At 62.3% G+C, this 21,461-nt stretch carries 24 protein-coding genes and 1 pseudogene; 18 read left to right on the top strand and 7 right to left on the bottom strand.

From position 1 onward, the window contains the following. Window positions 1–12: 12 nt before the first annotated feature. The 3 genes from HT051_RS06175 to HT051_RS06165 all read right to left on the bottom strand — a co-directional run bounded on the left by HT051_RS06175 (window position 13) and on the right by HT051_RS06165 (window position 2,495). Window positions 13–927, bottom strand: coding sequence for an alpha/beta fold hydrolase (locus HT051_RS06175; RefSeq protein WP_174541226.1), 915 nt, complete (start codon window positions 925–927; stop codon window positions 13–15). Window positions 928–993: 66 nt separating this feature from the next. Continuing rightward, window positions 994–1,203, bottom strand: coding sequence for a molybdopterin-binding protein (locus tag HT051_RS06170; RefSeq protein WP_174541225.1), 210 nt, complete (start codon window positions 1,201–1,203; stop codon window positions 994–996). Between the two features lie 89 nt (window positions 1,204–1,292). Further along, window positions 1,293–2,495, bottom strand: a complete 1,203-nt coding sequence (locus HT051_RS06165; RefSeq protein WP_174541224.1) for a pyridoxal phosphate-dependent aminotransferase — start codon at window positions 2,493–2,495, stop codon at window positions 1,293–1,295. A gap of 378 nt (window positions 2,496–2,873) precedes the next feature. Here HT051_RS06165 and HT051_RS06160 point away from each other — a divergent pair, with 378 nt between their 5' ends. Beyond that, window positions 2,874–3,257, top strand: a complete 384-nt coding sequence (locus HT051_RS06160; RefSeq protein WP_174541223.1) for a hypothetical protein — start codon at window positions 2,874–2,876, stop codon at window positions 3,255–3,257. A gap of 20 nt (window positions 3,258–3,277) precedes the next feature. Beyond that, on the top strand, window positions 3,278–3,895 hold the full coding sequence (locus tag HT051_RS06155) for a hypothetical protein (protein WP_174541222.1): 618 nt from the start codon (window positions 3,278–3,280) through the stop codon (window positions 3,893–3,895). Window positions 3,896–3,924: 29 nt separating this feature from the next. On the opposite strand, the gene HT051_RS06150 is transcribed toward HT051_RS06155, so the two are convergent. Continuing rightward, window positions 3,925–4,611, bottom strand: a complete 687-nt coding sequence (locus tag HT051_RS06150; RefSeq protein ID WP_174541221.1) for an SRPBCC family protein — start codon at window positions 4,609–4,611, stop codon at window positions 3,925–3,927. Window positions 4,612–4,728: 117 nt separating this feature from the next. On the opposite strand from HT051_RS06150, the gene HT051_RS06145 reads away from it, so the two are divergent. The 3 genes from HT051_RS06145 to HT051_RS06135 all read left to right on the top strand — a co-directional run bounded on the left by HT051_RS06145 (window position 4,729) and on the right by HT051_RS06135 (window position 5,753). Continuing rightward, window positions 4,729–4,899: a hypothetical protein gene (locus HT051_RS06145; RefSeq protein ID WP_174541220.1), complete on the top strand. Its 171-nt coding sequence runs from the start codon at window positions 4,729–4,731 to the stop codon at window positions 4,897–4,899. Window positions 4,900–5,075: 176 nt separating this feature from the next. Continuing rightward, window positions 5,076–5,252 carry a hypothetical protein gene (locus HT051_RS06140; protein WP_174541219.1) on the top strand — a complete coding sequence of 59 codons (177 nt, stop codon included), beginning with the start codon at window positions 5,076–5,078 and terminating at the stop codon, window positions 5,250–5,252. A gap of 99 nt (window positions 5,253–5,351) precedes the next feature. Continuing rightward, on the top strand, window positions 5,352–5,753 hold the full coding sequence (locus HT051_RS06135) for a DUF3775 domain-containing protein (RefSeq protein WP_174541218.1): 402 nt from the start codon (window positions 5,352–5,354) through the stop codon (window positions 5,751–5,753). 61 nt (window positions 5,754–5,814) lie between these two features. Here HT051_RS06135 and HT051_RS15280 read toward each other — a convergent pair whose 3' ends face one another. After that, on the bottom strand, window positions 5,815–6,993 hold the full coding sequence (locus HT051_RS15280; protein WP_371740600.1) for a histone H1-like repetitive region-containing protein: 1,179 nt from the start codon (window positions 6,991–6,993) through the stop codon (window positions 5,815–5,817). A 358-nt stretch (window positions 6,994–7,351) separates the two neighbouring features. Between HT051_RS15280 and HT051_RS06125 the strand changes: the two genes are divergently transcribed. From HT051_RS06125 to HT051_RS06090, 8 genes and pseudogenes are all read left to right on the top strand, one after another. Continuing rightward, the gene (locus tag HT051_RS06125) at window positions 7,352–8,191 is read left to right on the top strand and encodes a formate/nitrite transporter family protein (RefSeq protein ID WP_174541216.1); all 840 of its coding nucleotides are present in this window, start codon (window positions 7,352–7,354) and stop codon (window positions 8,189–8,191) included. 36 nt (window positions 8,192–8,227) lie between these two features. Continuing rightward, window positions 8,228–8,653 carry an MAPEG family protein gene (locus tag HT051_RS06120; RefSeq protein WP_174541215.1) on the top strand — a complete coding sequence of 142 codons (426 nt, stop codon included), beginning with the start codon at window positions 8,228–8,230 and terminating at the stop codon, window positions 8,651–8,653. Between the two features lie 139 nt (window positions 8,654–8,792). After that, a complete protein-coding gene (locus HT051_RS06115; protein WP_174541214.1) occupies window positions 8,793–9,185 on the top strand; it encodes a hypothetical protein in 393 nt (130 codons plus the stop codon). A gap of 96 nt (window positions 9,186–9,281) precedes the next feature. Further along, the gene (gene uvrB, locus HT051_RS06110) at window positions 9,282–11,696 is read left to right on the top strand and encodes an excinuclease ABC subunit UvrB (RefSeq protein WP_246810196.1); all 2,415 of its coding nucleotides are present in this window, start codon (window positions 9,282–9,284) and stop codon (window positions 11,694–11,696) included. Between the two features lie 76 nt (window positions 11,697–11,772). After that, window positions 11,773–12,042 (top strand): annotated as a pseudogene (locus HT051_RS15120) (HU family DNA-binding protein); the annotation flags it as partial. A 171-nt stretch (window positions 12,043–12,213) separates the two neighbouring features. Continuing rightward, the gene (locus HT051_RS06100) at window positions 12,214–13,167 is read left to right on the top strand and encodes a hypothetical protein (RefSeq protein WP_174541212.1); all 954 of its coding nucleotides are present in this window, start codon (window positions 12,214–12,216) and stop codon (window positions 13,165–13,167) included. A 422-nt stretch (window positions 13,168–13,589) separates the two neighbouring features. After that, window positions 13,590–13,979, top strand: a complete 390-nt coding sequence (locus HT051_RS06095; protein ID WP_174541211.1) for a hypothetical protein — start codon at window positions 13,590–13,592, stop codon at window positions 13,977–13,979. Window positions 13,980–14,149: 170 nt separating this feature from the next. Then, window positions 14,150–14,446 (top strand): hypothetical protein, encoded by a 297-nt coding sequence (locus tag HT051_RS06090; protein ID WP_174541210.1) that lies wholly within the window; start codon window positions 14,150–14,152, stop codon window positions 14,444–14,446. Window positions 14,447–14,508: 62 nt separating this feature from the next. On the opposite strand, the gene HT051_RS06085 is transcribed toward HT051_RS06090, so the two are convergent. Next, complete coding sequence (locus tag HT051_RS06085; RefSeq protein ID WP_174541209.1) at window positions 14,509–15,777, bottom strand: lytic murein transglycosylase; 1,269 nt, start codon at window positions 15,775–15,777, stop codon at window positions 14,509–14,511. A 552-nt stretch (window positions 15,778–16,329) separates the two neighbouring features. Between HT051_RS06085 and HT051_RS06080 the strand changes: the two genes are divergently transcribed. The 5 genes from HT051_RS06080 to HT051_RS06060 all read left to right on the top strand — a co-directional run bounded on the left by HT051_RS06080 (window position 16,330) and on the right by HT051_RS06060 (window position 20,531). Further along, window positions 16,330–16,668: a hypothetical protein gene (locus HT051_RS06080; RefSeq protein WP_174541208.1), complete on the top strand. Its 339-nt coding sequence runs from the start codon at window positions 16,330–16,332 to the stop codon at window positions 16,666–16,668. Window positions 16,669–17,083: 415 nt separating this feature from the next. Then, window positions 17,084–17,617: a septal ring lytic transglycosylase RlpA family protein gene (locus tag HT051_RS06075; RefSeq protein WP_371740604.1), complete on the top strand. Its 534-nt coding sequence runs from the start codon at window positions 17,084–17,086 to the stop codon at window positions 17,615–17,617. Between the two features lie 387 nt (window positions 17,618–18,004). Then, a complete protein-coding gene (locus HT051_RS06070) occupies window positions 18,005–18,220 on the top strand; it encodes a cold-shock protein (protein WP_174541206.1) in 216 nt (71 codons plus the stop codon). A gap of 110 nt (window positions 18,221–18,330) precedes the next feature. Next, window positions 18,331–19,770 carry a M20/M25/M40 family metallo-hydrolase gene (locus HT051_RS06065; RefSeq protein WP_246810195.1) on the top strand — a complete coding sequence of 480 codons (1,440 nt, stop codon included), beginning with the start codon at window positions 18,331–18,333 and terminating at the stop codon, window positions 19,768–19,770. Then, window positions 19,770–20,531, top strand: coding sequence for a ribonuclease T (locus HT051_RS06060; protein WP_174541204.1), 762 nt, complete (start codon window positions 19,770–19,772; stop codon window positions 20,529–20,531). Before HT051_RS06065 ends, HT051_RS06060 begins: the two co-directional genes overlap by 1 nt. An 87-nt stretch (window positions 20,532–20,618) precedes the next feature. On the opposite strand, the gene HT051_RS06055 is transcribed toward HT051_RS06060, so the two are convergent. Continuing rightward, window positions 20,619–21,308: an outer membrane protein gene (locus HT051_RS06055; RefSeq protein WP_174541203.1), complete on the bottom strand. Its 690-nt coding sequence runs from the start codon at window positions 21,306–21,308 to the stop codon at window positions 20,619–20,621. Between the last annotated feature and the right edge of the window lie 153 nt (window positions 21,309–21,461).

Here is a 21,461-nt window from a genome sequence, read left to right as displayed (position 1 = left end):
AGCAAGCCCCGCTCATGCAAGCCCGCGCCCGGCCTTCAGCGAGGCCTCCACCGCGTCGAGCACCGCGTCCAGATGATCGAACACCCAGTAATGCCCGGCCTCCGGCAGGAGATCGAGCCGGCAATTGGGCAGCATCTCGGCTAGGGCCCTCGAAGCGGCCGGCGGCACATTGCGGTCGGCCAGCCCCTGCCACAGAACCGCCGGCACGATCACCTGATCGAAATCGATCCCCCAAGGGCCGCTGAACAAGCGAAGATCCTGCACCGCCCCGTGCACCCCGGCGGAAAGCCCCTCTTCATGCCCGTCCAGCAGGCTCTGCTTCACCGCCTGTTTCAGCAGCACCGCCCGGTCCGCCGCCCCGGCGCGCTGCACCAGCCCCCGATAGGCAAGCGCGGGCGCCAGGGATAGCAGGCGCCGCATCGCCCAGAAGACCGCCGCGGCAAGGCGCGGCCGATTGGGCAGCTCGCGAAAGATGCGCCGGTGCATCGGCGACAGCGTGATGCGCGCTCCAAGATCGGCGACCGGCCCCACTGGGCTCACCAGCGCGAGGAATTCTACACGGTGGGAAAGCGCTGACGCCGCCGCCACCGCATAAGGCCCGCCGCCCGAGACGCCGATCAGCGCGAAACGGTTAAGCCCCAACCCATCCGCCAGCGCCTCCAGATCGGCCACCCAATCGCCGAGCTGCGTGAAAGCTTTGAAGTCGGAACGGCCATAGCCGGGACGATCCGGCGCGATGATGCGCAAGTTCCGCGCCCGCGCCGACCCCTCTGTAATCTCGAAGGTCAGCCGCGATCCCGGCGTGCCGTGAAAGGCGAAAACCGGCGCTCCGCCGGGGTCGCCGAATTCCGCATAGGCGATCTTGCGCCCATCGGGCAGTGTCAGGGTATTGAGGCTCTTCGGCTCGGGAGGCGCTTTGCTGTCCATGGTCGGGGCCGCCACTTCGTCGTATCGCCGGTTCAGCCCCGCGTCTCAGCCCTGCCCCGCGATCGGCTACTCGCAGCCGATGATGATGTCGCCCGGATTGATGATCAGCTTGACCTCTTTGCCCTCGTAGAGCCCCAAGGCTTCCAGCGAGGCCACCGTGACGCTCGTCTCCACCAGGGTCTCCCCGGCGATTTCCACATAGACAATGGCCGTCACCGCGCCTTTGCGGATCTCCATGACCTTGCCTTCGAATTGATTGGGGGTGGTGAGCTTCATGGTTTCGCCTCTCTCAATCGACCGCACGCAAAAACAGGGTACCGCCAAGCCTGCCATCGCAGGCTGGCGGCAATTGACCTAGCTAACACCTAGCTGAGGCTCGCGCAGAACCGCTGGATCCGGCGGCAGGCCTCTTCCAGGTCATCTTTACCCGTCGCGTAGGAGATTCGGAAGAACGGCGACAGTCCAAACGCCGCCCCGTGCACAACGGCGACGCCTTCGGTCTCCAGAAGAGACGTGGCGAAATCCTCGTCGGTCTCGATCGTCTTGCCCGCAGGCGTAGCCTTGCCGATGCAGCCGGCGCAGGAGGGATAGACGTAAAACGCCCCTTCCGGCGTCGGGCATTCGATCCCGGAGGCCTGGTTCAACATCGAGACCACGAGATCGCGCCGTTCCTGGAACGACTTCACCCAATCCTTCAGGAAATCCTGCGGACCGTTCAGCGCTTCCACCGCCGCCCACTGGCTGATCGAAGACGGGTTGGAGGTCGATTGCGACTGCAGCGTCGCCATCGCCTTGATCAGCGGCTTCGGCCCGCCGGCAAAGCCGATGCGCCAGCCGGTCATGGAATAGGCCTTGGAGACGCCGTTCACCGTCAAGGTGCGGTCCTTCAGCTTCGGCTCGACCTGCGCCGGGGTGAAGAACTTGAAATCGTCATAGACCAGATGCTCGTAGATATCGTCGGAGAGAACCCAGACCTGCTCGTATTTCAGCAGCACGTCCGTGAGCGCCTTGATCTCCTCGCGCGTATAAGCGGCGCCGGTCGGGTTCGAGGGCGAGTTGAAGATCACCCAGCGCGTGCGCGGCGTAATCGCCTTCTCCAGCGCCTCGGGTGTCAGCTTGAACCCGGTCTCCAGGCTCGCCGGCACGATCACCGGCTCGGCCCCGGCCAACAGCACCATATCGGGATAGCTCACCCAGAACGGCGCCGGCACGATCACCTCGTCGCCCGGATTGAGCGTCGCCAGAAGCGCATTATAGAGCACCTGCTTGCCGCCCGTGCCGACAGTGATCTCCGCCGGCTCGTAGGTCAGCTCGTTGTCGCGCTTGAACTTCGCCGCGATTGCCTGCTTCAGCGCCGGGATGCCGTCCACGGCGGTGTATTTCGTCTCGCCGCGGTTGATCGCATCGATCGCCGCCTTCTTGACGTTCTCCGGCGTGTCGAAATCCGGCTCGCCCGCGCCAAGTCCGATGACATCCTCGCCGGCAGCTTTCAGCTCCCGCGCCTTCCCCGTGATCGCCATGGTCGGGGAGGGTTTTACGCGTTCCAAAGAGTGGGCAATCAGTCCCATGAGTCTATCCTTGAAGGAGCCAGCCTCGGGCTGCGCGCGCCCAATCTGCAAGGTGCAGATGTCAGAGCGACGAAACCCTGGCCCCTATCTTTATGTGAAGGTTCGAAGGTCTTTCCGATAAAGACTTACATAGACCAGCCTCCCTCGCAAAGCCATGGCCGCACCGTCGCAGGATTGCTCTTTGCGCCGGGTCCGCAAGGCGACTTTCTAGTATTGAAGCAAGGTCTCCTTAACGCAGTTTGCCGGTGTAATGTCCGGCCCAACGAGCGCCCTATTCTTGCTAAAGCGCCGCCCAAATGCCGTGGTCCCTTTTGCGCGCTGAACGCGAACAATCAAGACAACGAATGTCCAGTTTTCAGGGAGCAAAGAGCATCGGGGATGCGGAATCTTCTGCGCAAATCCTTCATTTTCAGCGGCGCGGCCGTGGCCACGGCCATGCTTCTGCCGATCGTAGCGGCGCCTGCTGAGGCGATAGCCTGCGGTCTTACCGAAGCCGCCACCTCAAGCGTACCGCCGACCCTACCGCTGCCACTGCGCGGCTCGCAGCCCGTCCCAAAGCAGACCCGCGCCGCGATCAATATTCGAAAAAAATCCTATAGCCGGGCGATGTCGGCACAGGACAATTCGCCCCTCAAACACACGAGACAGTGCGCGATCCTCGTGCTACTGCTAACCATCCTGGGTGTGGCGACGCGCTTGCTATGGCGCAGCCAGCACCGCGCGCATCCGTCCGGCGAGGGCGAGGATTGCGATTTCACTTGAGGAGCAGCACGCGAATGCCCATGCCTCAACTTCGAATCCGCCGCAAATTGCCTGTTTTCCTGACTCTTGCCGGCGTTGCTGCCGGTCTCGTCGGGGTCTCGGCCCTGGTCGGCTTCGGCAATCTCGGTTCGAGTCTTGGTGAAAGCGCCTGGCGCAGCGCGCTCGACGAACCGGCCAGCCACGACGCCTGGCCGTTCGAGACGGCTTCCGGCGACAACTCCAAGTTGCGCAAGCTCGGCTTCAGCGCCGTTCTTCGGCCGGCCCCGGCCGATGAGCGCAAGCTCGCAAGCCTTCCGGGCGCCGCGTTGCACGACAGTGCATCGAAGGAGGCTGTTTCTCTACATAAGACGGCAGCTCTGACTCACGATCCGCGCCAGGATCCGCATCTCATTCCCGACGATGTCGCCATCGGCGACCGCGTGACCTTGGTCACCGCCGACGGCCTGTCCCACAGCTATCGGGTCACCGGCCGGGAAGTCGCCGACCAGACGCCGGCTCTCGCCGCCAAGCAAGACCGCAACGCCGCCGCCTTGAGCTGCAGCAATTACGACAGCCTGGTTGCCGGCGCCATGCGTCTCGTCATCGAGGCGGTGAAGGTCGAAGCCGATCAGGCCCCGCGCACGGAGCAAAAGCTCTAACCCGATTTCGGATGGCGTTGGGCTAAGCCCTATTGCACCGGCACCGCATTCTGCGGCTGCATCGGTACGGCGTTTCCCGGCGTGGCATTCTCGGGAACCGCACTCTCCGGAATATCGGTCCGCGCCGGCGGCAGCGCCTCGCCTGTCAGCGATTCTTCCGGCTTCACATCCGCTTCCACCACGGCTTTCAGCCGTGCCAGCCCACGGTCGTGTTCCGCACCGACCAGACGGTCGAGCATCAACCCTTTCCAGCGCCGGAACACATAGGACCAGGGGCGGAAAATATTGCTGCCGCTATCGTAGCGGAGCTTCCAGGTCACCTTAGCCCCCGCCCCGGACGGCGCGATCTCAAAAGACGTATCGCCTTCCACCCCATTATAGTCGCCGGCCATCACCACCTTATTCGGCGGCTCGCTTTCGACGATCTTCAGATGGCCTTCGCCGACCCGCTGATCCTGGCTCGACCAGGCCGCGGCAGCGCCCTGACCGCCCTTCGGCCCGGAATAGGTAAGCTGCAGATTGGGGTCGCGCGCTGCCCAAGGCAGCCAGCTCGGATACCGTTTCGGCTGATTGAGATAGGGGAAAACCGCCGCTTCCGGTGCGTTGATGACGATGGATCGCACCACGATGACGTGGTCGGGCAGCGTGGTGGCGACGCCAGCCAGAATGCAGACAAGCGCCACAAGCCCCAAGATCAGGCGTAAAACCGGCCCCACAGCCCCCTCCCGTAAAACGCAGCAACGCCTGGAAAACAACTAAAACGGGAAAATCATCCCTTCGAGTCTTCACAAAAAACCATTAGTCTCCCGCCGTCAACTAAGGGAGGGCTAGACATGCGTTTGAGTGCACCGACGACAGTCGTCTTCGTTATTTCGCTGATTTTGGCGGTTCTCGCCGTGCTCGGCGTCTTCACCGCAATCCCCTTCATCACGCCGAACGCCTTCTGGGTCGCCATCGCGGCCTATGTGGTTCTGTTCCTCGGCAATGTGATGAAGGGCGTCTAGAAAATTTCGCCGCGGCCCCGTCTCTCGTTGCGCATCCGGGGCCGCAGCAATCCAAATATTCGGCGATCGACTGCCTCTAACTTCCAAGGCCTGCCCCACACAAAGCACACTCGCCCGCACGCCGCCGCGCCGTTAAAGTCTCTCACGGATTCGATACGTCAGATAAGGGGGCCCTCATGTCGCTGACGCCACCATCTTCCGCCGTCTTCATCGTCTCGCTGGTCCTGGCGGTCTGCGTGCTTCTGGTGCGCTATGCCGGCTTCGGCATCCCGATCGTCAATTCCCATCTCTTCGAGACTTTGCTGATCGCCTATCTGCTGCTGCTCGTCGGCGTGCTGTTCAAAGGCATCTGACGAAGGCGCCCCGAAAACCGGCCCATGCGGAACGCCGCGCGGCCGCTCACGTTGAACTGCCCATATCAACCATCCATTCGACGATAAACGGAATAGATCATGGCCGAACTCTCACTCAGCCCAGACTACATCCGAAGCCTCGCTCTAAAAGTACGCGCCATCATGGCGGTGGAGGCCAACGACACGCCCGATGTCGGCTCCAACCCGACCGACGACGCCACGCCGCCGAACGAGCTGCAGGACGATGCAGGCAACCTCACCCGCGAAGAACTGGTGGAAGAGTTGAAGGGGCTGAGCCCCGAGGAACAGGCCGAGCTGGTGGCGCTGATGTGGCTTGGCCGCGACGATTACGGCCCCGACGATTGGGACCTGCTCACCGCTGAGGCGGCGGAGCGGCGCGAGGTGCCGACCGAGAATTATCTCCTCGATCATCCCCAGCTCGCCGATTATTGGATGGAAGGCATGAGCCTGCTCGGGCTCGGCGGTCTCGACGAGGATTGACGGGGCAAAATGAACGGAGAGCCGGAAACTCCGGCCCTCCGTGTTCAGACTTCGCGTCTTGCTAATCGTCCCGCCGCACGGACAGCCCGCGTGGCGGAATAGGCTCCCCGGCCTGACCGTTCTCTATTCCCCCCTCGGACCGGTAGGGCGAGAGCGAGCCCGGTGCCGGATTGGGCGAAGAGACCATCCGCGTGGTCGCCGCGTAGGGCGAGCGTCCATAACCGCCCCCCGCGCCGAACGTGGCGAGCGGCGGATTGGCCGGCGGCTGCGCCGGACGGGCCGGTTTCGACGCCGCGCGCGAAGCGGGCTTCCGGCTCGAAGCTTTGCTCCCCGCCGGCTTAGGCTTGCTGCTCTTCGGCTTTGACGCCTTTGCCGTCTTGGAAGCCGCGCTCCGCGCCTTCGCGGTCTTCGGTTTCACCGTCTTTGCTTTGGCGGTGGTGGCTTTTGCGGTCCGGGCCTTGGTGGCCGTCCGCGCGGTGCTCGCCCGTGCCGGGCTCTTGCGCGTTGCCGCCTTCGCGGTGCTGCGCGTCGCGGTCGTCCGGCGCGCGGTCACCGAACGGCTTGCCGTCTTGCGGGCCGCAGGCTTGCGCGTCGTTGCCGCTTTCCGGGCGGCGGGCTTCTTCGCCGCGGCCGTCTTTCTGGCGGTGGTCTTGCTGGCAGCCGCCGTCCGCTTCACCGCCGGCTTCTTGGCGGCCGTTTTTCTCGCGGCGGTCTTCTTTACGACAGGTTTCTTGGCGGCGGTCCGTTTTGCGGTAGTGGTCTTCGCCGCCGTCTTCCGCACAGCAGTCTTGCGCACCGTTGTCTTGCGGGCTGCCGTCTTCTTCGCCGGAGACCGCGCTGCGCTGCGGGTTGCGGTCTTACTGCGCGACGTTGCCGCCCGCCGCGTCGTGCCGCTCCGCGATGCCGTCTTGGTCTTGCTGGCAGCCACGCGCCGCGTTGCCGTTTTGGCGGCGGGCTTGCGGGCCGTCGTCGCCCGCGCTGCAGGCTTTTTGGCCACTGTCTTTTTTGCAGCAGGCTTCTTGGCCGCTGCCGTCTTCCGTGCAGCAGTGGTCCGTGCGGTAGTGCTCCGCGCCGCAGCTTTGCGGGCCGGTGCCGTCTTGCGGGCCGTAGTCCGGCTTGCCGCTCGTGTCGTTGCGGCTTTGCGTGTTGTCGTCTTGGTCTTTGGCCGCGCCGCGCTGGCCGATTTGGCCGTGCTGCGCTTGGCCGTTACGCCACGTTTCGAACTCGCTCTGGTCGCCATGGTTTGTGCTCCATCGATTGATCGCCATCTCGGCGACAGCGCTCACGCGCTTCTTCGAACACGCATCATGGTCCGTGCTGATCCTCCCAAAACATCAAACGTCTTGTTCTTGTGACGTGCTTGTTGTGACAGGTAAAAGTGGCAATGTCCCGACAAATCTTTGCACCGATATGCTTTCGGTGAACATGCGTTTACCGCGTTTGATGCCCGCGCCAAAACAGCCCTTCGCGCATCTGTACCGAATCCGGTTAAGCTCATCTCGATTTCGCAGAATGCAATCGCGCATACGAAGTGAACGATCTCGCCGCCGACGGGTTAGGCCCCGCTAGTCACACCGCAACGCGACCGACGGGTAAGCATGAATAAGAAGACGAACGAAGACGGACCGACAAAGCAGGAAGGCCTCAGCCGCGAGGAAGTGAAATCGGTCAAGACCCGCCGCCGGCTTCGCGCCGCGGTGGTCTACGAGATCATCCGCACCGAGGGCGAAGGCGAGCTCGCCCGCGCCTTCAGCGCGCTGTGGTGGTCCGGCGTCGCCGCCGGCATCTCCATCGGCTTCTCGGTTCTGTCCCAGGCCATGCTGATGGCCTTTCTCTCAGACTCGCCCGGCTCCAACATCATCGCCGATCTCGGCTATTCGGTCGGCTTCCTGATCGTCATCCTGTCCCGCCAGCAGCTCTTCACCGAGAACACCCTCACCGCCGTGTTGCCGGTGATTTCGCGGCGCAGCTGGAGCTGGTTCTGGGTGCTTGTCCGCCTGTGGGGCATCGTGCTCGCCGCCAATCTGGTCGGCTGTCTGCTGGTGGCCGCCTTCCTGGCCTATTCCAACGCGCTCACGCCGGAGATCGCCGCCGCAACGGTGCGGATCGGCGAGCACCTGATGGCCAACACGCCGACGGAGATGTTCGTCAAAGGCATCGTCTCCGGCTGGCTGATCGCGGCGCTGGTCTGGATGCTGCCCTCAGCGGAAGGCACCGAGATCTTCGTCATCACCCTGATCACCTATCTCATCGCGCTCGGCGGCTTCACCCATGTCATCGCCGGCTCGGTCGAGGCCTTCTACATGGTGATGACCGGCCATACCGGCATGCTCCAGGCGGTGTTCGGATTTTTCATCCCAACCCTGCTCGGCAACGTGGCCGGCGGCACCATCCTCTTCGCCGTGTTGAGCTACGCGCAAGTAAGGGACGAGGTTTAGGGATGGCCTCCGTCCGCACATCCGAAGGCTAACCTCATGCCAATCCCGATCCTCGTCCTCCTGCTCTACGTGCTTTGGACTATCGCCGTGATGGTCTTCGGGCTTGGGCTGGCGCGACTGCGTCGGGTGCGCCGGGGCGAGACGTTTTCCGATTTTCCCGGCGGCGTCGCCGAGGGCCCGGCCTTTCACCAGCGGGCTGTGCGGGCGCATCTGAACTGCGCGGAGAATCTGCCGCTTTATGCCGCCGTGGCGCTTTCCGCCGCCGTGCTGGGCATCGAAGGGCCGGTGCTGAGCGGCCTCGCCATCCTGATCATCGTCTGCCGCATCGCTCAGAGCAGCATCCATCTCGCCCTGCCCCAGACCGAGCCCGTCGTCCGCATCCGCGGCTCCCTGTTCGGCCTGCAGACGCTCTCCATCGGCATCATGGCAATCATCGTCATCTGCAACGGCGGATCGGCTTAAGCCATACGGGGTTTGCCGGCCCGCATTTCGGCCGAACCAATTCGCCAAGGCTGCGTTTAGCCACTCCATGCCACCACGATGACATTTCCAAACGCGCGCCGGTCTTCGGTCGCGCGCCACCTGCTTCGGAGGAACCCCAATGAAACGCAGCCTCGTCTTCGGCGCGCTCGCCGCCGCCGCCGCGCTCCTACCCAGCGCCGTGTTCGCCGCCGATATCGACGCCCAAATCGCCGCCGCCGGGACCCATGCCGGCCTGGCCGCGGGCTCCGACAATATCGATGACGTGCAAACCCATTTGCAGCATGTGCTGAACTGCCTGGTCGGGCCGAAGGGCGAGGGCTTCGCGGCCGCAGAGATGAACCCTTGCACCAATCTCGGCAATGGCGCCATTCCCGATGCCATCGACCAGGAGCGGAAAATCCAGCTGAAGCAAGCCGCCGAGAGCGCCAAGGCCGGCATCGCCGCCGACAATATGGATACCGCAGCCAAGCAGGCTGGGGAAACCGCGGCGCTGATCAACGGCGCCAACTGAGCGAAAGCGCGGAGCGGGCGCGGCGCGGCGGGCCTTGAGGCTCGAGACGTCGCAGAGCCCTAGGCAAGGGCGGGTTTCGTAGTCATATTCGGGATCATGCCACCCCGCACCGCCAGAACCTTCGGCTCCAGGGCCGAGCCGCGCGCCGTCACCGGCGAGGAGACCGGCCTTCCGCCCTCCGAGGAACGCCGCACCCCCGGCATGGGCGAAGCGCCCCAGCCCTTGATGCAGGGCCACCCGCTGGTGGCCGGCTATGGCGCGCCGGATTTCACCCCCCATCGTCCGCCCCGCCCGGAGAAGAGCGAAGGCGGGGTGGAGCTCGTGCTGCAATCGGAGATGCAGCCCAAGGGCGACCAACCCACCGCCATTGCCGAGCTGACCGCCGCGATCGAGGCTCATGAGCGCGACCAGGTGCTGCTCGGCGTCACCGGTTCGGGCAAGACCTTTACCATGGCCAAGGTGATCGAGCAGACCCAGCGCCCGGCCCTGATCCTGGCGCCTAACAAGACCCTGGCCGCCCAGCTCTATGGCGAGTTCAAGAGCTTCTTCCCCGATAACGCGGTGGAGTATTTCGTCTCCTTTTACGACTACTACCAGCCGGAGGCCTACGTCCCGCGCACCGACACCTATATCGAGAAGGATTCCTCGATCAACGAGCAGATCGACCGCATGCGCCATGCCGCAACGCGCGCCCTGCTCGAGCGCGACGACGTCATCCTGATCGCCTCGGTCTCCTGCATCTACGGTATCGGCGCGGTGGAGACCTACACCGCCATGACCTTGAGCCTGAAGCGCGGCGACCGCGTCGAGCAGCGCCAGCTGATGGCCGATCTGGTCGCCCTGCAATACCGCCGCTCGGATATCAACTTCGTGCGCGGCACCTTCCGGGTGCGCGGCGACACCATCGAGCTCTGGCCGGCGCATCTGGACGACAGCGCCTGGCGCATCTCGCTGTTCGGCGACGAGATCGAGAGCATCACCGAGTTCGATCCCCTGACCGGCGCCAAGACCGACCAGTTCCAGATGGTCAAGATCTACGCCAACTCCCACTACGTGACGCCGAAGCCGACCCTGAAGTCGGCGGTGAAAGGCATCAAGGCCGAGCTGAAGGCGCGGCTCGACGAGCTGAACAAGGCCGGCCGCCTGCTGGAGGCTCAGCGCCTGGAGCAGCGCACCACCTTCGACCTGGAGATGATCGAGGCAACGGGCGCCTGCGCCGGCATCGAGAATTATTCGCGCTATCTCACCGGGCGCCGCCCGGGCGATCCGCCGCCGACCCTGTTCGAATATCTGCCCGACAACGCCCTGGTCTTCGCCGACGAGAGCCACGTCACCGTGCCCCAGATCGGCGCCATGTTCCGCGGCGACTACAAGCGCAAATCCACCCTCGCCGAATATGGCTTCCGCCTGCCCTCCTGCATGGACAACCGTCCCTTGCGCTTCGAGGAGTGGGACGCCATGCGGCCGCAGACCGTCTATGTCTCCGCCACCCCCGGCTCATGGGAGCTGGAGAAGACCGGCGGCGTCTTCGTCGAGCAGGTGATCCGCCCGACCGGCCTGATCGATCCGCCGGTGGAGATCCGCCCCGCCACCACCCAGGTGGACGACCTCGTCGACGAGACCCGCAAGGTCGTCGCAGGCGGCCATCGCGTGCTGGTCACCACCCTGACCAAGCGCATGGCCGAGGATCTCACCGAGTATATGCACGAGCAGGGCATCAAGGTCCGCTACATGCATTCCGACGTGGAGACTCTGGAGCGCATCGAGATCATCCGCGATCTGCGCCTCGGCGCCTTCGACGTGCTGATCGGCATCAACCTGCTGCGCGAGGGACTGGATATCCCAGAATGCGCCCTGGTCGGCATTCTCGATGCCGATAAGGAAGGCTTCCTGCGTTCGGAAACCTCCCTGGTACAGACCATCGGCCGCGCCGCCCGTAACGTCGAGGGCAAGGTGATCCTCTATGCCGACGGCATCACCGGATCCATGGAGCGCGCCATGGCCGAGACCACGCGCCGCCGCGAGAAGCAGATGGCCTATAACGAGGCCAACGGCATCACCCCGGAAAGCGTGAAGAAGCATATCGGCGACATCCTCGCCTCCGTCTACGAGCGCGACCACGTGCTGGTCGATTCCGGCCTCGGCATGGGCGAGGCGGAGCAGGAGACCCTCGGCCATAATCTGGAGGCGACCGTCGCCGAGATGGAAAAGCGCATGCACGCCGCCGCCGCCGATCTGGAATTCGAGGAGGCCGCGCGGCTGCGCGACGAGCTGAAACGGCTGAAGCAGATGTCGCTTACCGTCGCGGCCGACCCGATGGCCCGCCAGGATCAGCTGGAGCGCAGCGTCGCCGCCGGCGAGCCCCAGGCGCTCAGCCGGCCCCATAAGCCGAGCCTCGATGAGATGGGTCCGCATAACCGCGAGATTCCGCTTGCGCCAAAGCCCAAGCGCCGCGGCCGCTCCTCCGCCGGCAAGCCCGGCACCCGCGCCTTCAAAGGCAAGAGCAGCTAGCAAGAGCCTTCCTACTTATTGAACTTGGCGGCATTTAACTATAACCTACTACCCTAGGTAGTGGCAGGATCTCATCATGAATAAGGCGGACCTCGTTGCGCAGGTTGCGCAAGAAGCAGCGCTTAGCCTGGACGAAGCCGAAATTGTCGTCGACGCAACGTTCAAAGCGATCGAAAACGCTCTAAAAAACGGTGATACGGTCCGCATTATCGGGTTTGGCAATTTTCAAGTAGCAGACCGCAAGGCTTCCACCGGACGCAACCCACGGACAGGCGAAACAGTACAAATTCCTGCTTCACGCGTCCCTAAATTTCGCGCTGGAAAATCTTTAAAGGAATCCGTCAACCCGAGGGCGGCGGGAGGGCCGCGCGGAAGGGGCGGCGGTCCGACAAGAAAGTACCCCCTCCAGCCGTCCAGCAGACCTGCTGATGATACACAGAATGACCAGAATGATACCTCCGAGACGGATGACTCCGGTTCCAGTGGCGAGGCTGCTTAGCCAAATCAGGTCATCACAATGAAGCTACCATTCGTATTTGGTATCAGACTCGTTTTTCGGATTTTTTTGCCTGGATTCTTCTTTTCTCTGTTCCTGTTCCCCCTAGCGTTTCTTATCAAGAAGACGCTTTCCCAACCCGTTTCAGCCGAGATCTATTTCATTCTGGCACCGGCATTGCTTGGCTGGCTAATAAGCTTGCTCGATATCCCGATCTATAAGCTGTACGAAGGGAGGGAGTTTTGGCCACCGTCTATCAAACGCTGTGGAATAAAACTTCAAAAGCGTCGCTTAATAGCACTCCGCAAAACGGCGAAAACCGACGTCGAAAAGCAAATCAAGCTGGCACGATTTCCTCTATCAGAGGAGTTTCGAACCCGAGAAGCTCAAGCACCGACTAAACTTGGAAACATTCTAGCAGAAGCTGAACAATACCCAGACATAAAATATGGTATGGATGGCGTGTTTTTTTGGTATAGAATTTGGTATTTACTCGACAACGACACGCGAGTCTGGTGCGATGAAATAAGAAGCGTCGCAGACAGCGCATTATACATATCGTTTGTTTTTATAATTGGATCAATAATATTATTATTATATTTCTTATATGAATTATTATTCAATGGAATTATATATTCACCAATTGAATGTTATATATACATTATTTTATCTATTATTTCGTTAGTGTTAGCTTATGGCTTGTATAGAATTGCCACAACTTTACACGAAGAGAATTCCGATTATTTCAAGGCATTGTTTGATGTATACTGGAAAAAATTCGACACAGGCCCGATCATAGCGATACTCGAGAATAATATTCTACAAAAATCTCTTAGAGGGCTGAGCGACTCAGAGAAACTCTTTGTCGCCTGGCAATACCTGCGCTGGGACCAATACTCAGACGTGAACACCAGCAAGACCAAAACAGTCGCCGAAATTTTTTTGGAACAAAAGCCACCACCTGCTGAGAAATAGGGTGTGTGTATCGAGCAAAAATGCCCCGAAGCAAAACGCTGCTCCGAAGCCGACCCAAGCGAAATCCTCGAAGCAAGCACACCCACAACCGCGAGATTCCGCTTGCGCCAAAGCCCAAGCGCCGCGGCCGCTCCTCCGCCGGCAAGCCCGGCACCCGCGCCTTCAAAGGCAAGGGAAGCTAGGAAGAGCAGCTAGCAAGAGCCGCTAAGAAAAGCGGTTAGATTCTAAAATCTTAACCCAAGTTCCGTAGACTTCCCGCCAGCCCGGTCGTGTCGAGAAATGGCTATTGCCGGAAGCATCTGCACGGTGACGTGGTCCGCCGACTTGGAATGTCTTGCTCCGCTCCTCATATCAATTGGGAGCCTATAATTCTGCCGGACGCCGATTGCCGTGAGGACTTGGCGTCCGGACCGGAGGCCTTGATGAGACTGAATTTGATTCCTGCCGTTCTGCTGTCTTCGGCAATCGCCCTCGGCGGCCTCGCCGCCGCCCTTCCCGCGAGCGCCGCTCAGAGCGGCACGGCCGTCTACAGCAAGCAGGAGCTGCGCCAGGCCAAGAAAGCCCAACGCGCCAAGAAGCGCACACTGCGTGCCCAGCGCCGCCAGCAGCGCCAGGCGGAATTCGCCAAACAAGCTGCCAAAGATCCCGACCGCTGGGAGCGCCCGGGCATCGGCCCGTTTGACGACAGCACCTATTGGGGACCTGGATGGGGTCCCGGCTTCGGCGTCGGCACCTATTGGGGGCCGGGCTACGGTCCGATCTGGGCGCCCTACGGCACCTATGATCCGTTCTTCGGCCCCGTCGGCTGGTAGGAGCGCCCATGCCAATAACCGTCGCAACACAGCCAGGCGATTATTCCCGGACATTTTTCGGGAATTTACAACGCATCCTTCATCGATTGTCGCTACACTTGGAACAACTCAAGATCACGACACGGGCCAGAGTACAATCGCAGGCCCTCAACCCTAAGGAGACTTCTCCCATGACACGTCCGATGACCAAAATCGTCACCGGAACCGCGCTCGCTCTTTGCGTTTCGCTCGCGCTTGCCGCGGCCACGCCCGCCTCGGCCGGCATCTTCAAGAAGAAGAAAAAGGTCGTGCGCGATCAGGAAGGGAAGGTCGTCTATGTGGTGCCGCGCGGTCGCCGCGCAGCGAAGTACTACATCCGCCAGGAGCCTTACATCCTGAACAACCGGGTCTATCCGGGCATGCAGTTCGAGCCGCCGAACAGCGCCTTCTTCGGAGGCAACCCGATGATCGGCCCGTCGAGCTGGTAGAGGGCTGAGCTTACCAAGCTGAGAAAGGGCGTCGCCGGAAGGCGGCGCCTTTTCCTTATCCGCTATCCGCGCTGCAGCGCAGCCAGCAAGCGGTGATCGGGATAGGAATCGGCCGGCAGGCCAAGCTTCACCTGTACGTCACGCACCGCTTCGCGCGTTTTCTCGCCAATCACCCCATCGACCTTGCCGACATCGTAGCCGCGCTGCAGCAACAGCGTCTGCAGCTGCTTGGTCTCTTCCATGCTGAACGGCTCCACCGGCGCCCGGCCCTTGGAGAGCGGCGGCGCGCCTGCAAGCCGGGTGGCGAAATAGGCGGCCGTGAGCGAGTAGACCAGCGACTGATTCCACTCGATATAGACGTCGAAATTCGGATAGGCGAGGAAGGCCGGCCCGTTCCGCCCCATGGGCAGGATCAGCGCGGCGGGAAGATTATCCTCCGGCAGCGGGCTGCCGTCGGCCCGGGTCACCCCGAAGCGCGACCACAGCGCCCGCGGCTTCTTGATGGTGAGATCGGCCAGCTCCCAAGGCATGCTCGCCGGCACCCGCACCTCTTCCAGCCAAGGCTCGCCGGCCCGCCATCCCAGATGTTTCAAGTAATTCGCGGTCGAGGCCAGCGCATCCGGCGTCGAGCGGATCAGATTGACATGCCCGTCCCCGTCGTAATCGACGCCGTATTCATAATACACCGTCGGCAGGAACTGGGTCTGGCCGAGCTCGCCGGCCCAAGGCCCGCGCATCTGCCCCGGCGTGAGATCGCCCCGGTCGATAATGCGCAGCGCCGCCATCAGCTGCTCGTTGAATTCTTCGGAGCGGCGGCAATCGAAAGCCAGCGTCGCCAGCGATTGCAGCGTCGGCCCATTGCCGGTATTGGCGCCGAAATCCGTCTCCAGCCCCCAGAACGCGGTGATCACCGGGGCCGGGACGCCGAATTGCTGTTGGATGCGCGAAAAGGTGTTGCCGTATTTCTTGATATTCGCCGCCCCGTGCTGCAGCCGGTAGCTGGCGACCATACGGCCGGAAAACTGCAGGAAGTCCTGGGCGAAGACATGCTGCGCCCGGTCCTTGTTGATCACCGAGCGGTCGTAACGCACGCCGGCAAGCGCGCTATTCACCGTCTGCGGCGAGACGCCTTCGGCCACCGCTTTCTGCTTGAAGCTCTGCAGCCAGGCCGGAAATCCAGCCGGATTCGGCGTCCGGCAGGTTGCAGCCGAGACGGGGCCGGCAGCCAAGCCGAAGGCGATGACGGAAAGGACGGCGATCGCCCGCGCCAGCTTGGCGCCAGCGGTCGAGGGTCCCGGCGAACGGAAATCTGTAATGGTGAAAGCGCGCATGCGCGCAACTGTGCCAGGGCACCGTGCGCAGTCAAGAGCGCATCCTTCGCGGCAAGCGACGATGTGAGAAATTGTAGCGGGCTGTGGCGGGAAAGTCATCGCCCCGCTTTGGCATGACCGCTCGCGCATGCCGGGAAGTCCGGCATGGCCGAGCGCCGCTCCAGCGGGACGTGACTAATCGGTATGCGGCGGGAGATCGTCGAACCAGATCCGGTCTTCCGATGCGCCGGGCTCGCTCCGCTTGCGCGCCCGCAACCGGTCGTATTCATACGCTTGCTTGCCCGCAGAACAGGGGCCGCGATTATCCGCCCCAAGATCCTTAAGGCTCGGAGACGGCGTTGCCCGTGCCGGGCTTGTTTCCTCGGTTTTCATCTTCTTTTTCGCCATTCTGTCACTTCACCAATCTCGATGACAGTCCATGTCATAAGACAGCTATATTTAGATATGGGCAAGGATTGGGCGGTTTTGTCCAACAAAAAAATGCAACCGCACATTATTTGATCTATTTTATCCCTGCCTATTTCCATTGCGGCAAAATGAAAGCGACAGCTCATGCAGATTCGCAATGTGACACAGCGTGTGACACCGATTCTTCTCGGTGCTCTGGTGCCGGCTGCGCTGGGGCTCGGATTGGCGCTCTCCGCCGGGCCGGCCGAGGCGCGTATCAAGTGCAACGGGATCTTTCAGCAGAATAAGAACGGTCCCATCGCCACCCCCTACTGCGCCGAGCAAGAAATCGCCCGCGTCGCCAGAAGCTATGGGGAGAAGGTGACCGACGCCGAGGTGCACAATAATCCGCTGACCAAAGTGCGGCTTTGCCAGCTTTACGGCAATGACAACCGCCTTAAAGGCGCATGCGGCGCATATAGCCCGGACAACTACCGGTTCTGATTAAGAATTTGGGCAAGCGGGGTCGATTTGGGCGCGAATCGGCCTCATTTTGACTTTTTTTGCAGCCGTCCGGCTGTGCTTCCGCGGCGTGGCGCCGCATCGTCTGCGCCCCTCCATCGCCCCGGTCATATTCCGCTAACCATATGATTTTTATGGCTCTTCTGGAGGCAGCCGTAAACCGGTCTCGGCGCCCATAGGGGCTGGGATTCCGGGTTACAAGACGGCGCCTATAAATGGCCTCCCAATCTCCTAGGCCAAGCCCGGTTTCCGCCTTGTTTGACCGTAGGTTACGGGATCGCATGTAAGCGAAATATGCCGGCGGGGGATTCTGCCGGCGACTCCCGAAATCCATTAAGGAGCTAAACGCATGTCAAAAATGCGCGCAGCGATTTTTTCGCTCGGGCTTGCAGGCGTCATGGCCGTTCTGCCGATTAGCCTTGCCAGCGCCGATCAGGTCGGACACGCATCCTGGTACGCTCTCCATTCTCGTACGGCGAGTGGCGAGATGATGAACCCGAGCGCCATGACGGCTGCTCACCGTAGCCTGCCTTTTGGCACCAAAGTTCTCGTCGAAAATCTGAATAACGGCCGCAAGGTCGTGGTCCGTATCAATGACCGCGGCCCGTTTGTCGGCGGTCGGATTATCGATGTCTCCAAAGCCGCCGCCTCCAATCTCGGCATGATCTCTTCCGGTACCGCACAGGTCCGTATCAGCACGGTTGGATCCGGCACCCGGACCAGCAAGTCTTCCGAGAGCTCGGTTCGCGGCAAGATGGCGAACGTCTCCAAGTCCGCCTCGAAGACCAAGACGGCGGTTCGCGCTACGCATTCGCGCAGCCGCACCGCCGCCGCTCAGAGCGGAGATAAGAAGCGCTATAGCGGCATCTTCTCTTCCGGGGGCAAGTTCTTCGGCAAGAAGACGAAGGAACAGCGCATCGCGCGCGACTGACGTCAGAGAACGCCTAGTTCTACAAGAAACGCGCCGCCTCTCAGAGGCGGCGGCAAACGCCGGGCCCCTCGCCCGGCGTTTTTTTTTCGGTCGAGAAATATCGCCCATAGGTTGTTCGGCAACACGCTCTACCGGCACAAAAGTCTCGCCGAGCCCTCCCAAATCGGCCGAATCGGTCTTGCGCTTTAAGGGGTAACACGTAGAATGTTCGCGCTTTGCGGGCAGACTGCGGACCCGGATAGAGACTGGCGGCACGGGTTCTTGAGAGGCTCTTCGGATGCATTTTGAGAGCCGCCGTATTTGGATCTTTTCCTGTTCCTAGACTGACCTAATGCGTCCGCGAGGTGCGTATGCCTGGCGGGTATGGAAGGGGAAAGGAGCTTCCCGATGCGCCAAAACGGGACCGTAAAATTCTTCAATCACTCTCGCGGCTTCGGCTTCATCACGCCGGACGATGGGGGTAAGGACGTCTTCCTTCACATCTCTGCGCTGCAGCGTTCCGGCCTGCCGGCCTTGGATGAAGGGGCACGTGTGACCTTCGAGACCGAGCCGGACCGGCGCGGTAAGGGGCCACAGGCCGTCAACGTCCAGCTCGGCGAGTAATCCTCCCGATCTTTAGGGCTTAGCCTTGCGGTCTCTCGGCCGCTTGGATAGCAATGGCTCGACCGAACGCCCGGCCTCCGCCGGCGCGGCACGCTCCTATTGGAGGTCCTGTGACCGAGCCCACATCTCCCAGCACCGGCGCTGAAACAGACGCCGTGCTTCAGGCGCTGAGCGCCCACGAGCAGGACGCTCTCGACCGCCTGTTCGACTTTCTCGCAATTCCCAGCATCTCCACCGATCCAGCCTATCATCAGGCTTGCCTGGACGCGGCCGAATGGTCCGCCGGCCAGCTTCGCGCGCTCGGATTCTCCGCCACGGTTCACGCCACTGAAGGCAAGCCCATGGTGCTGGCCCATTACGGCGTCGGGGAGATTTCCGGCCCGCACGTTCTGTTCTACGGCCATTACGACGTGCAGCCGCCCGATCCGCTGGAGGAGTGGGACGTGCCCCCCTTCGAGCCGCGCATCGCCGACGATGCCGATTACGGCAAGGTCATCGTCGCCCGCGGCGCCTCCGACGATAAGGGGCAGGTGATGACCTTTCTGGAGGCCTGCCGCGCCTGGATCGAGGCCACTGGGTCTCTGCCCGTGCCGGTCACGGTTCTGCTGGAAGGCGAGGAGGAATCCGGCAGCCCTTCGCTCGGCCCGTTCCTGCAGGCTTACGGCGAAGAGCTGAAGGCCGATGTGGCACTGGTCTGCGACACCAATCAGTGGGATGCAAAGACCCCGGCCATCACCGCCTTCCTGCGCGGTCTCGCCTTCTGCGAGGTCACCGTCACCGGGCCGTCCCGCGACCTTCATTCCGGCCTTTACGGCGGCCCGGTGCGAAATCCCATCCACGTGCTGACCGCGATCCTCGGCGAACTGCACGGCCTCGACGGCGAGGTCGCCATTCCCGGCTTCTACGACGGCGTCGCCGAGCCGAGCGCCGAACAGCGCGAGCAATGGGAAAGCCTCGATTTCGACGGTCAGGCGTTCCTGGAGAGTATCGGCTTGAACGAGCCTGCCGGCGAGACCGGCTACAGCGTTCTGGAGCAGAACTGGGCCCGGCCCACCGCCGAGATCAACGGCATCTATGGCGGCTATACCGGCCCCGGCACCAAGACCGTGATTCCGAGCCAGGCCAGCGCCAAGATCTCCTTCCGCCTGGTGCCGGGCCAGGATCCGGCGAAGGTCATCGAAGGCTTCCATCGCTTCGTGGAAAAGCGCCTTCCCGCCGACTGCAAGGTCAGCTTCGCGGGCGGCGAAGGCTCGCCCGCCGTCGGTTTCGATACGACGAGCGCATCCTTCCAGGCCGCTGCCGGCGCGCTGGCCGAGGAATGGGGCACCACGCCGATCAGCCTCGGCTGCGGCGCCTCCATCCCGATCGTGGAATCCTTCCGCAGCGCGCTGGACATGGATGCGCTTCTGATCGGCTTCGCCCTACCCGACGACCGCATCCACGCGCCCAACGAGAAATACAATCTGACCAGCTTTGTCAGAGGCGCGCGCAGTTGGGCGCGTATCCTGGCCGCGCTGAGCAAGCTGCAGCCGGGAAAAAGCGAGGCCTGATGCGGCGCTGGAATTCGATTATTCTTCTCATCGTTATCGTCGTCGCCGTGTTCATCGTCTCGCGCGACAGGAGCCGCACCGAGAGACCTGCCGAGCCGCCGCCCGCGGCCGAACCCCCCGCGGACGCTTCCTCCGCACCGGCAAAACCGGAGCCCGCCAAATCCGCCGCCGGAGACCTGCCCGTGGCGCCCGGCAAGTTCGACTATTATGCGCTGGTGCTCAGTTGGTCCCCCACCTATTGCATGCTGGAAGGACGCCAGCGCAATGACGGCCAATGCGATGCCGATCACGGCTTCGTGCTGCATGGGCTCTGGCCGCAATACGAGAAGGGCTATCCCGTCGACTGCAACGAGGGAGAAAAGACCTGGGTGCCCCAATCGGTGATCGACGACGTTTTCGACATCATGCCGAGCAAGGGGCTGATCATTCACGAATACCGCGCCCACGGCACCTGCTCGGGGCTTTCGCCCGCCGGCTATTTCGATACCTCGCGCGCGCTGTTCAAAAAGATCGCCATCCCGCCCGGCTTCGTCTCGCCCGATCAGGGACGCACCGCCGCCCCCGGGGATATCGAGAAGGCCTTCCTCGCCGCCAATGACTGGCTGGGCCCGGAGATGATCTCCATCTCCTGCGAGAAGCGCAATCTGCTGGATGTGCGTTTCTGCTTCACCAAGGATCTGGAGCCGCGGGCGTGCGGGCCGAACGAGCAGCAAAAGCGGCTCTGCCCCCTCCCCGCGATCGGCATTCCCGCCAGCAACTAGCCGGACGGCGCAGTCAAGCGGACGGCAAAAGAAAAGGCCGGGGTAAAGCCCCGGCCTCTCCGTCACATCGCGTTGGTCGCGGCAGCTCTAGAAGTGATAGCTGAGCGAGCCGCGGAACGTGTTGGTGTTGATGTCGAACTTGTCCTTGCGGTTACCGTAGGACACCGTCTCCGATCCGAAATCGGTGAACTGGTAATCGAACCGGGCGCTCCAGTCGGAGTTGAGCGCCACCTCGGCGCCACCGCCGATACTCCAGCCGAACAAGGTCCCGTCGCTGCTCCCGGAGACCGGCCCTTTGATCTTGAGGTCGGAATCGGCGATCGCGCCGCCGAAGGTGCCGAACACCAGAACTTGCGGGATCAGCTTGACGCCGAGACGGGCGCGCAGATCGCCTTGCGTGCCGACGCTGCTCTTGGCTTTGAACCGGCCATTGTTGAAATTGCCGCTGCCTTCGGTGCTCTGGAAGATGATGTCACCTTCCACACCGACCACGATGCGGCCCATCTGCCAGTTATTGCCGCCTTGGATACCGCCGAGCACGCCGCCGCCGGAAATATCGTCGCTGCGGCCGCTGAAATTGTTGTTCAGCGTGGCCCCGCCCAGCGTGCCGCCGAGATACCAGCCTTCGAACATGCCGCCACCGCCGCCATAGGACGGGCCCGGATCGTAAAGCGGCGCCGGATCGCTATAATATTGAGCCTGCGCAGGTCCGACGGCGAACATCGCCACGGCAAAAATGGCCGCCAAGCCGGCAGCCGCGTTTCTTCCCATAGACATAACAAAAAACTCCCCTCTATGGAGGCCGGCCCTCGGCTTAGGTGCCGATACCACCCGTCTTGCCGGCCTTGTCTCAAGCTCAGCGTAACCATGGTCCCTTACGGAACGTTAAGCACGAAGGGGGGCAAAACCAGGTAGGGTTAAGGGCGGGTT

The sequence above is a fragment of the Methyloligella sp. GL2 genome (assembly GCF_013341275.1).
GTDB lineage: Bacteria > Pseudomonadota > Alphaproteobacteria > Rhizobiales > Methyloligellaceae > Methyloligella.
Note: the sequence above shows the minus strand (reverse complement) of the source record. Positions and strands in the feature narration are given on the sequence as shown.

Coding starts and splice junctions, on each gene's coding strand:
- HT051_RS06175 (WP_174541226.1), bottom strand. CDS start 927: ATGGACAGCAAAGCGCCTCCCGAGCCGAAGAGCCTCAATACCCTGACA.
- HT051_RS06170 (WP_174541225.1), bottom strand. CDS start 1,203: ATGAAGCTCACCACCCCCAATCAATTCGAAGGCAAGGTCATGGAGATC.
- HT051_RS06165 (WP_174541224.1), bottom strand. CDS start 2,495: ATGGGACTGATTGCCCACTCTTTGGAACGCGTAAAACCCTCCCCGACC.
- HT051_RS06160 (WP_174541223.1), top strand. CDS start 2,874: ATGCGGAATCTTCTGCGCAAATCCTTCATTTTCAGCGGCGCGGCCGTG.
- HT051_RS06155 (WP_174541222.1), top strand. CDS start 3,278: ATGCCTCAACTTCGAATCCGCCGCAAATTGCCTGTTTTCCTGACTCTT.
- HT051_RS06145 (WP_174541220.1), top strand. CDS start 4,729: ATGCGTTTGAGTGCACCGACGACAGTCGTCTTCGTTATTTCGCTGATT.
- HT051_RS06140 (WP_174541219.1), top strand. CDS start 5,076: ATGTCGCTGACGCCACCATCTTCCGCCGTCTTCATCGTCTCGCTGGTC.
- HT051_RS06135 (WP_174541218.1), top strand. CDS start 5,352: ATGGCCGAACTCTCACTCAGCCCAGACTACATCCGAAGCCTCGCTCTA.
- HT051_RS15280 (WP_371740600.1), bottom strand. CDS start 6,993: ATGGCGACCAGAGCGAGTTCGAAACGTGGCGTAACGGCCAAGCGCAGC.
- HT051_RS06125 (WP_174541216.1), top strand. CDS start 7,352: ATGAATAAGAAGACGAACGAAGACGGACCGACAAAGCAGGAAGGCCTC.
- HT051_RS06120 (WP_174541215.1), top strand. CDS start 8,228: ATGCCAATCCCGATCCTCGTCCTCCTGCTCTACGTGCTTTGGACTATC.
- HT051_RS06115 (WP_174541214.1), top strand. CDS start 8,793: ATGAAACGCAGCCTCGTCTTCGGCGCGCTCGCCGCCGCCGCCGCGCTC.
- uvrB (WP_246810196.1), top strand. CDS start 9,282: ATGCCACCCCGCACCGCCAGAACCTTCGGCTCCAGGGCCGAGCCGCGC.
- HT051_RS06100 (WP_174541212.1), top strand. CDS start 12,214: ATGAAGCTACCATTCGTATTTGGTATCAGACTCGTTTTTCGGATTTTT.
- HT051_RS06095 (WP_174541211.1), top strand. CDS start 13,590: ATGAGACTGAATTTGATTCCTGCCGTTCTGCTGTCTTCGGCAATCGCC.
- HT051_RS06090 (WP_174541210.1), top strand. CDS start 14,150: ATGACACGTCCGATGACCAAAATCGTCACCGGAACCGCGCTCGCTCTT.
- HT051_RS06085 (WP_174541209.1), bottom strand. CDS start 15,777: ATGCGCGCTTTCACCATTACAGATTTCCGTTCGCCGGGACCCTCGACC.
- HT051_RS06080 (WP_174541208.1), top strand. CDS start 16,330: ATGCAGATTCGCAATGTGACACAGCGTGTGACACCGATTCTTCTCGGT.
- HT051_RS06075 (WP_371740604.1), top strand. CDS start 17,084: ATGGCCGTTCTGCCGATTAGCCTTGCCAGCGCCGATCAGGTCGGACAC.
- HT051_RS06070 (WP_174541206.1), top strand. CDS start 18,005: ATGCGCCAAAACGGGACCGTAAAATTCTTCAATCACTCTCGCGGCTTC.
- HT051_RS06060 (WP_174541204.1), top strand. CDS start 19,770: ATGCGGCGCTGGAATTCGATTATTCTTCTCATCGTTATCGTCGTCGCC.
- HT051_RS06055 (WP_174541203.1), bottom strand. CDS start 21,308: ATGTCTATGGGAAGAAACGCGGCTGCCGGCTTGGCGGCCATTTTTGCC.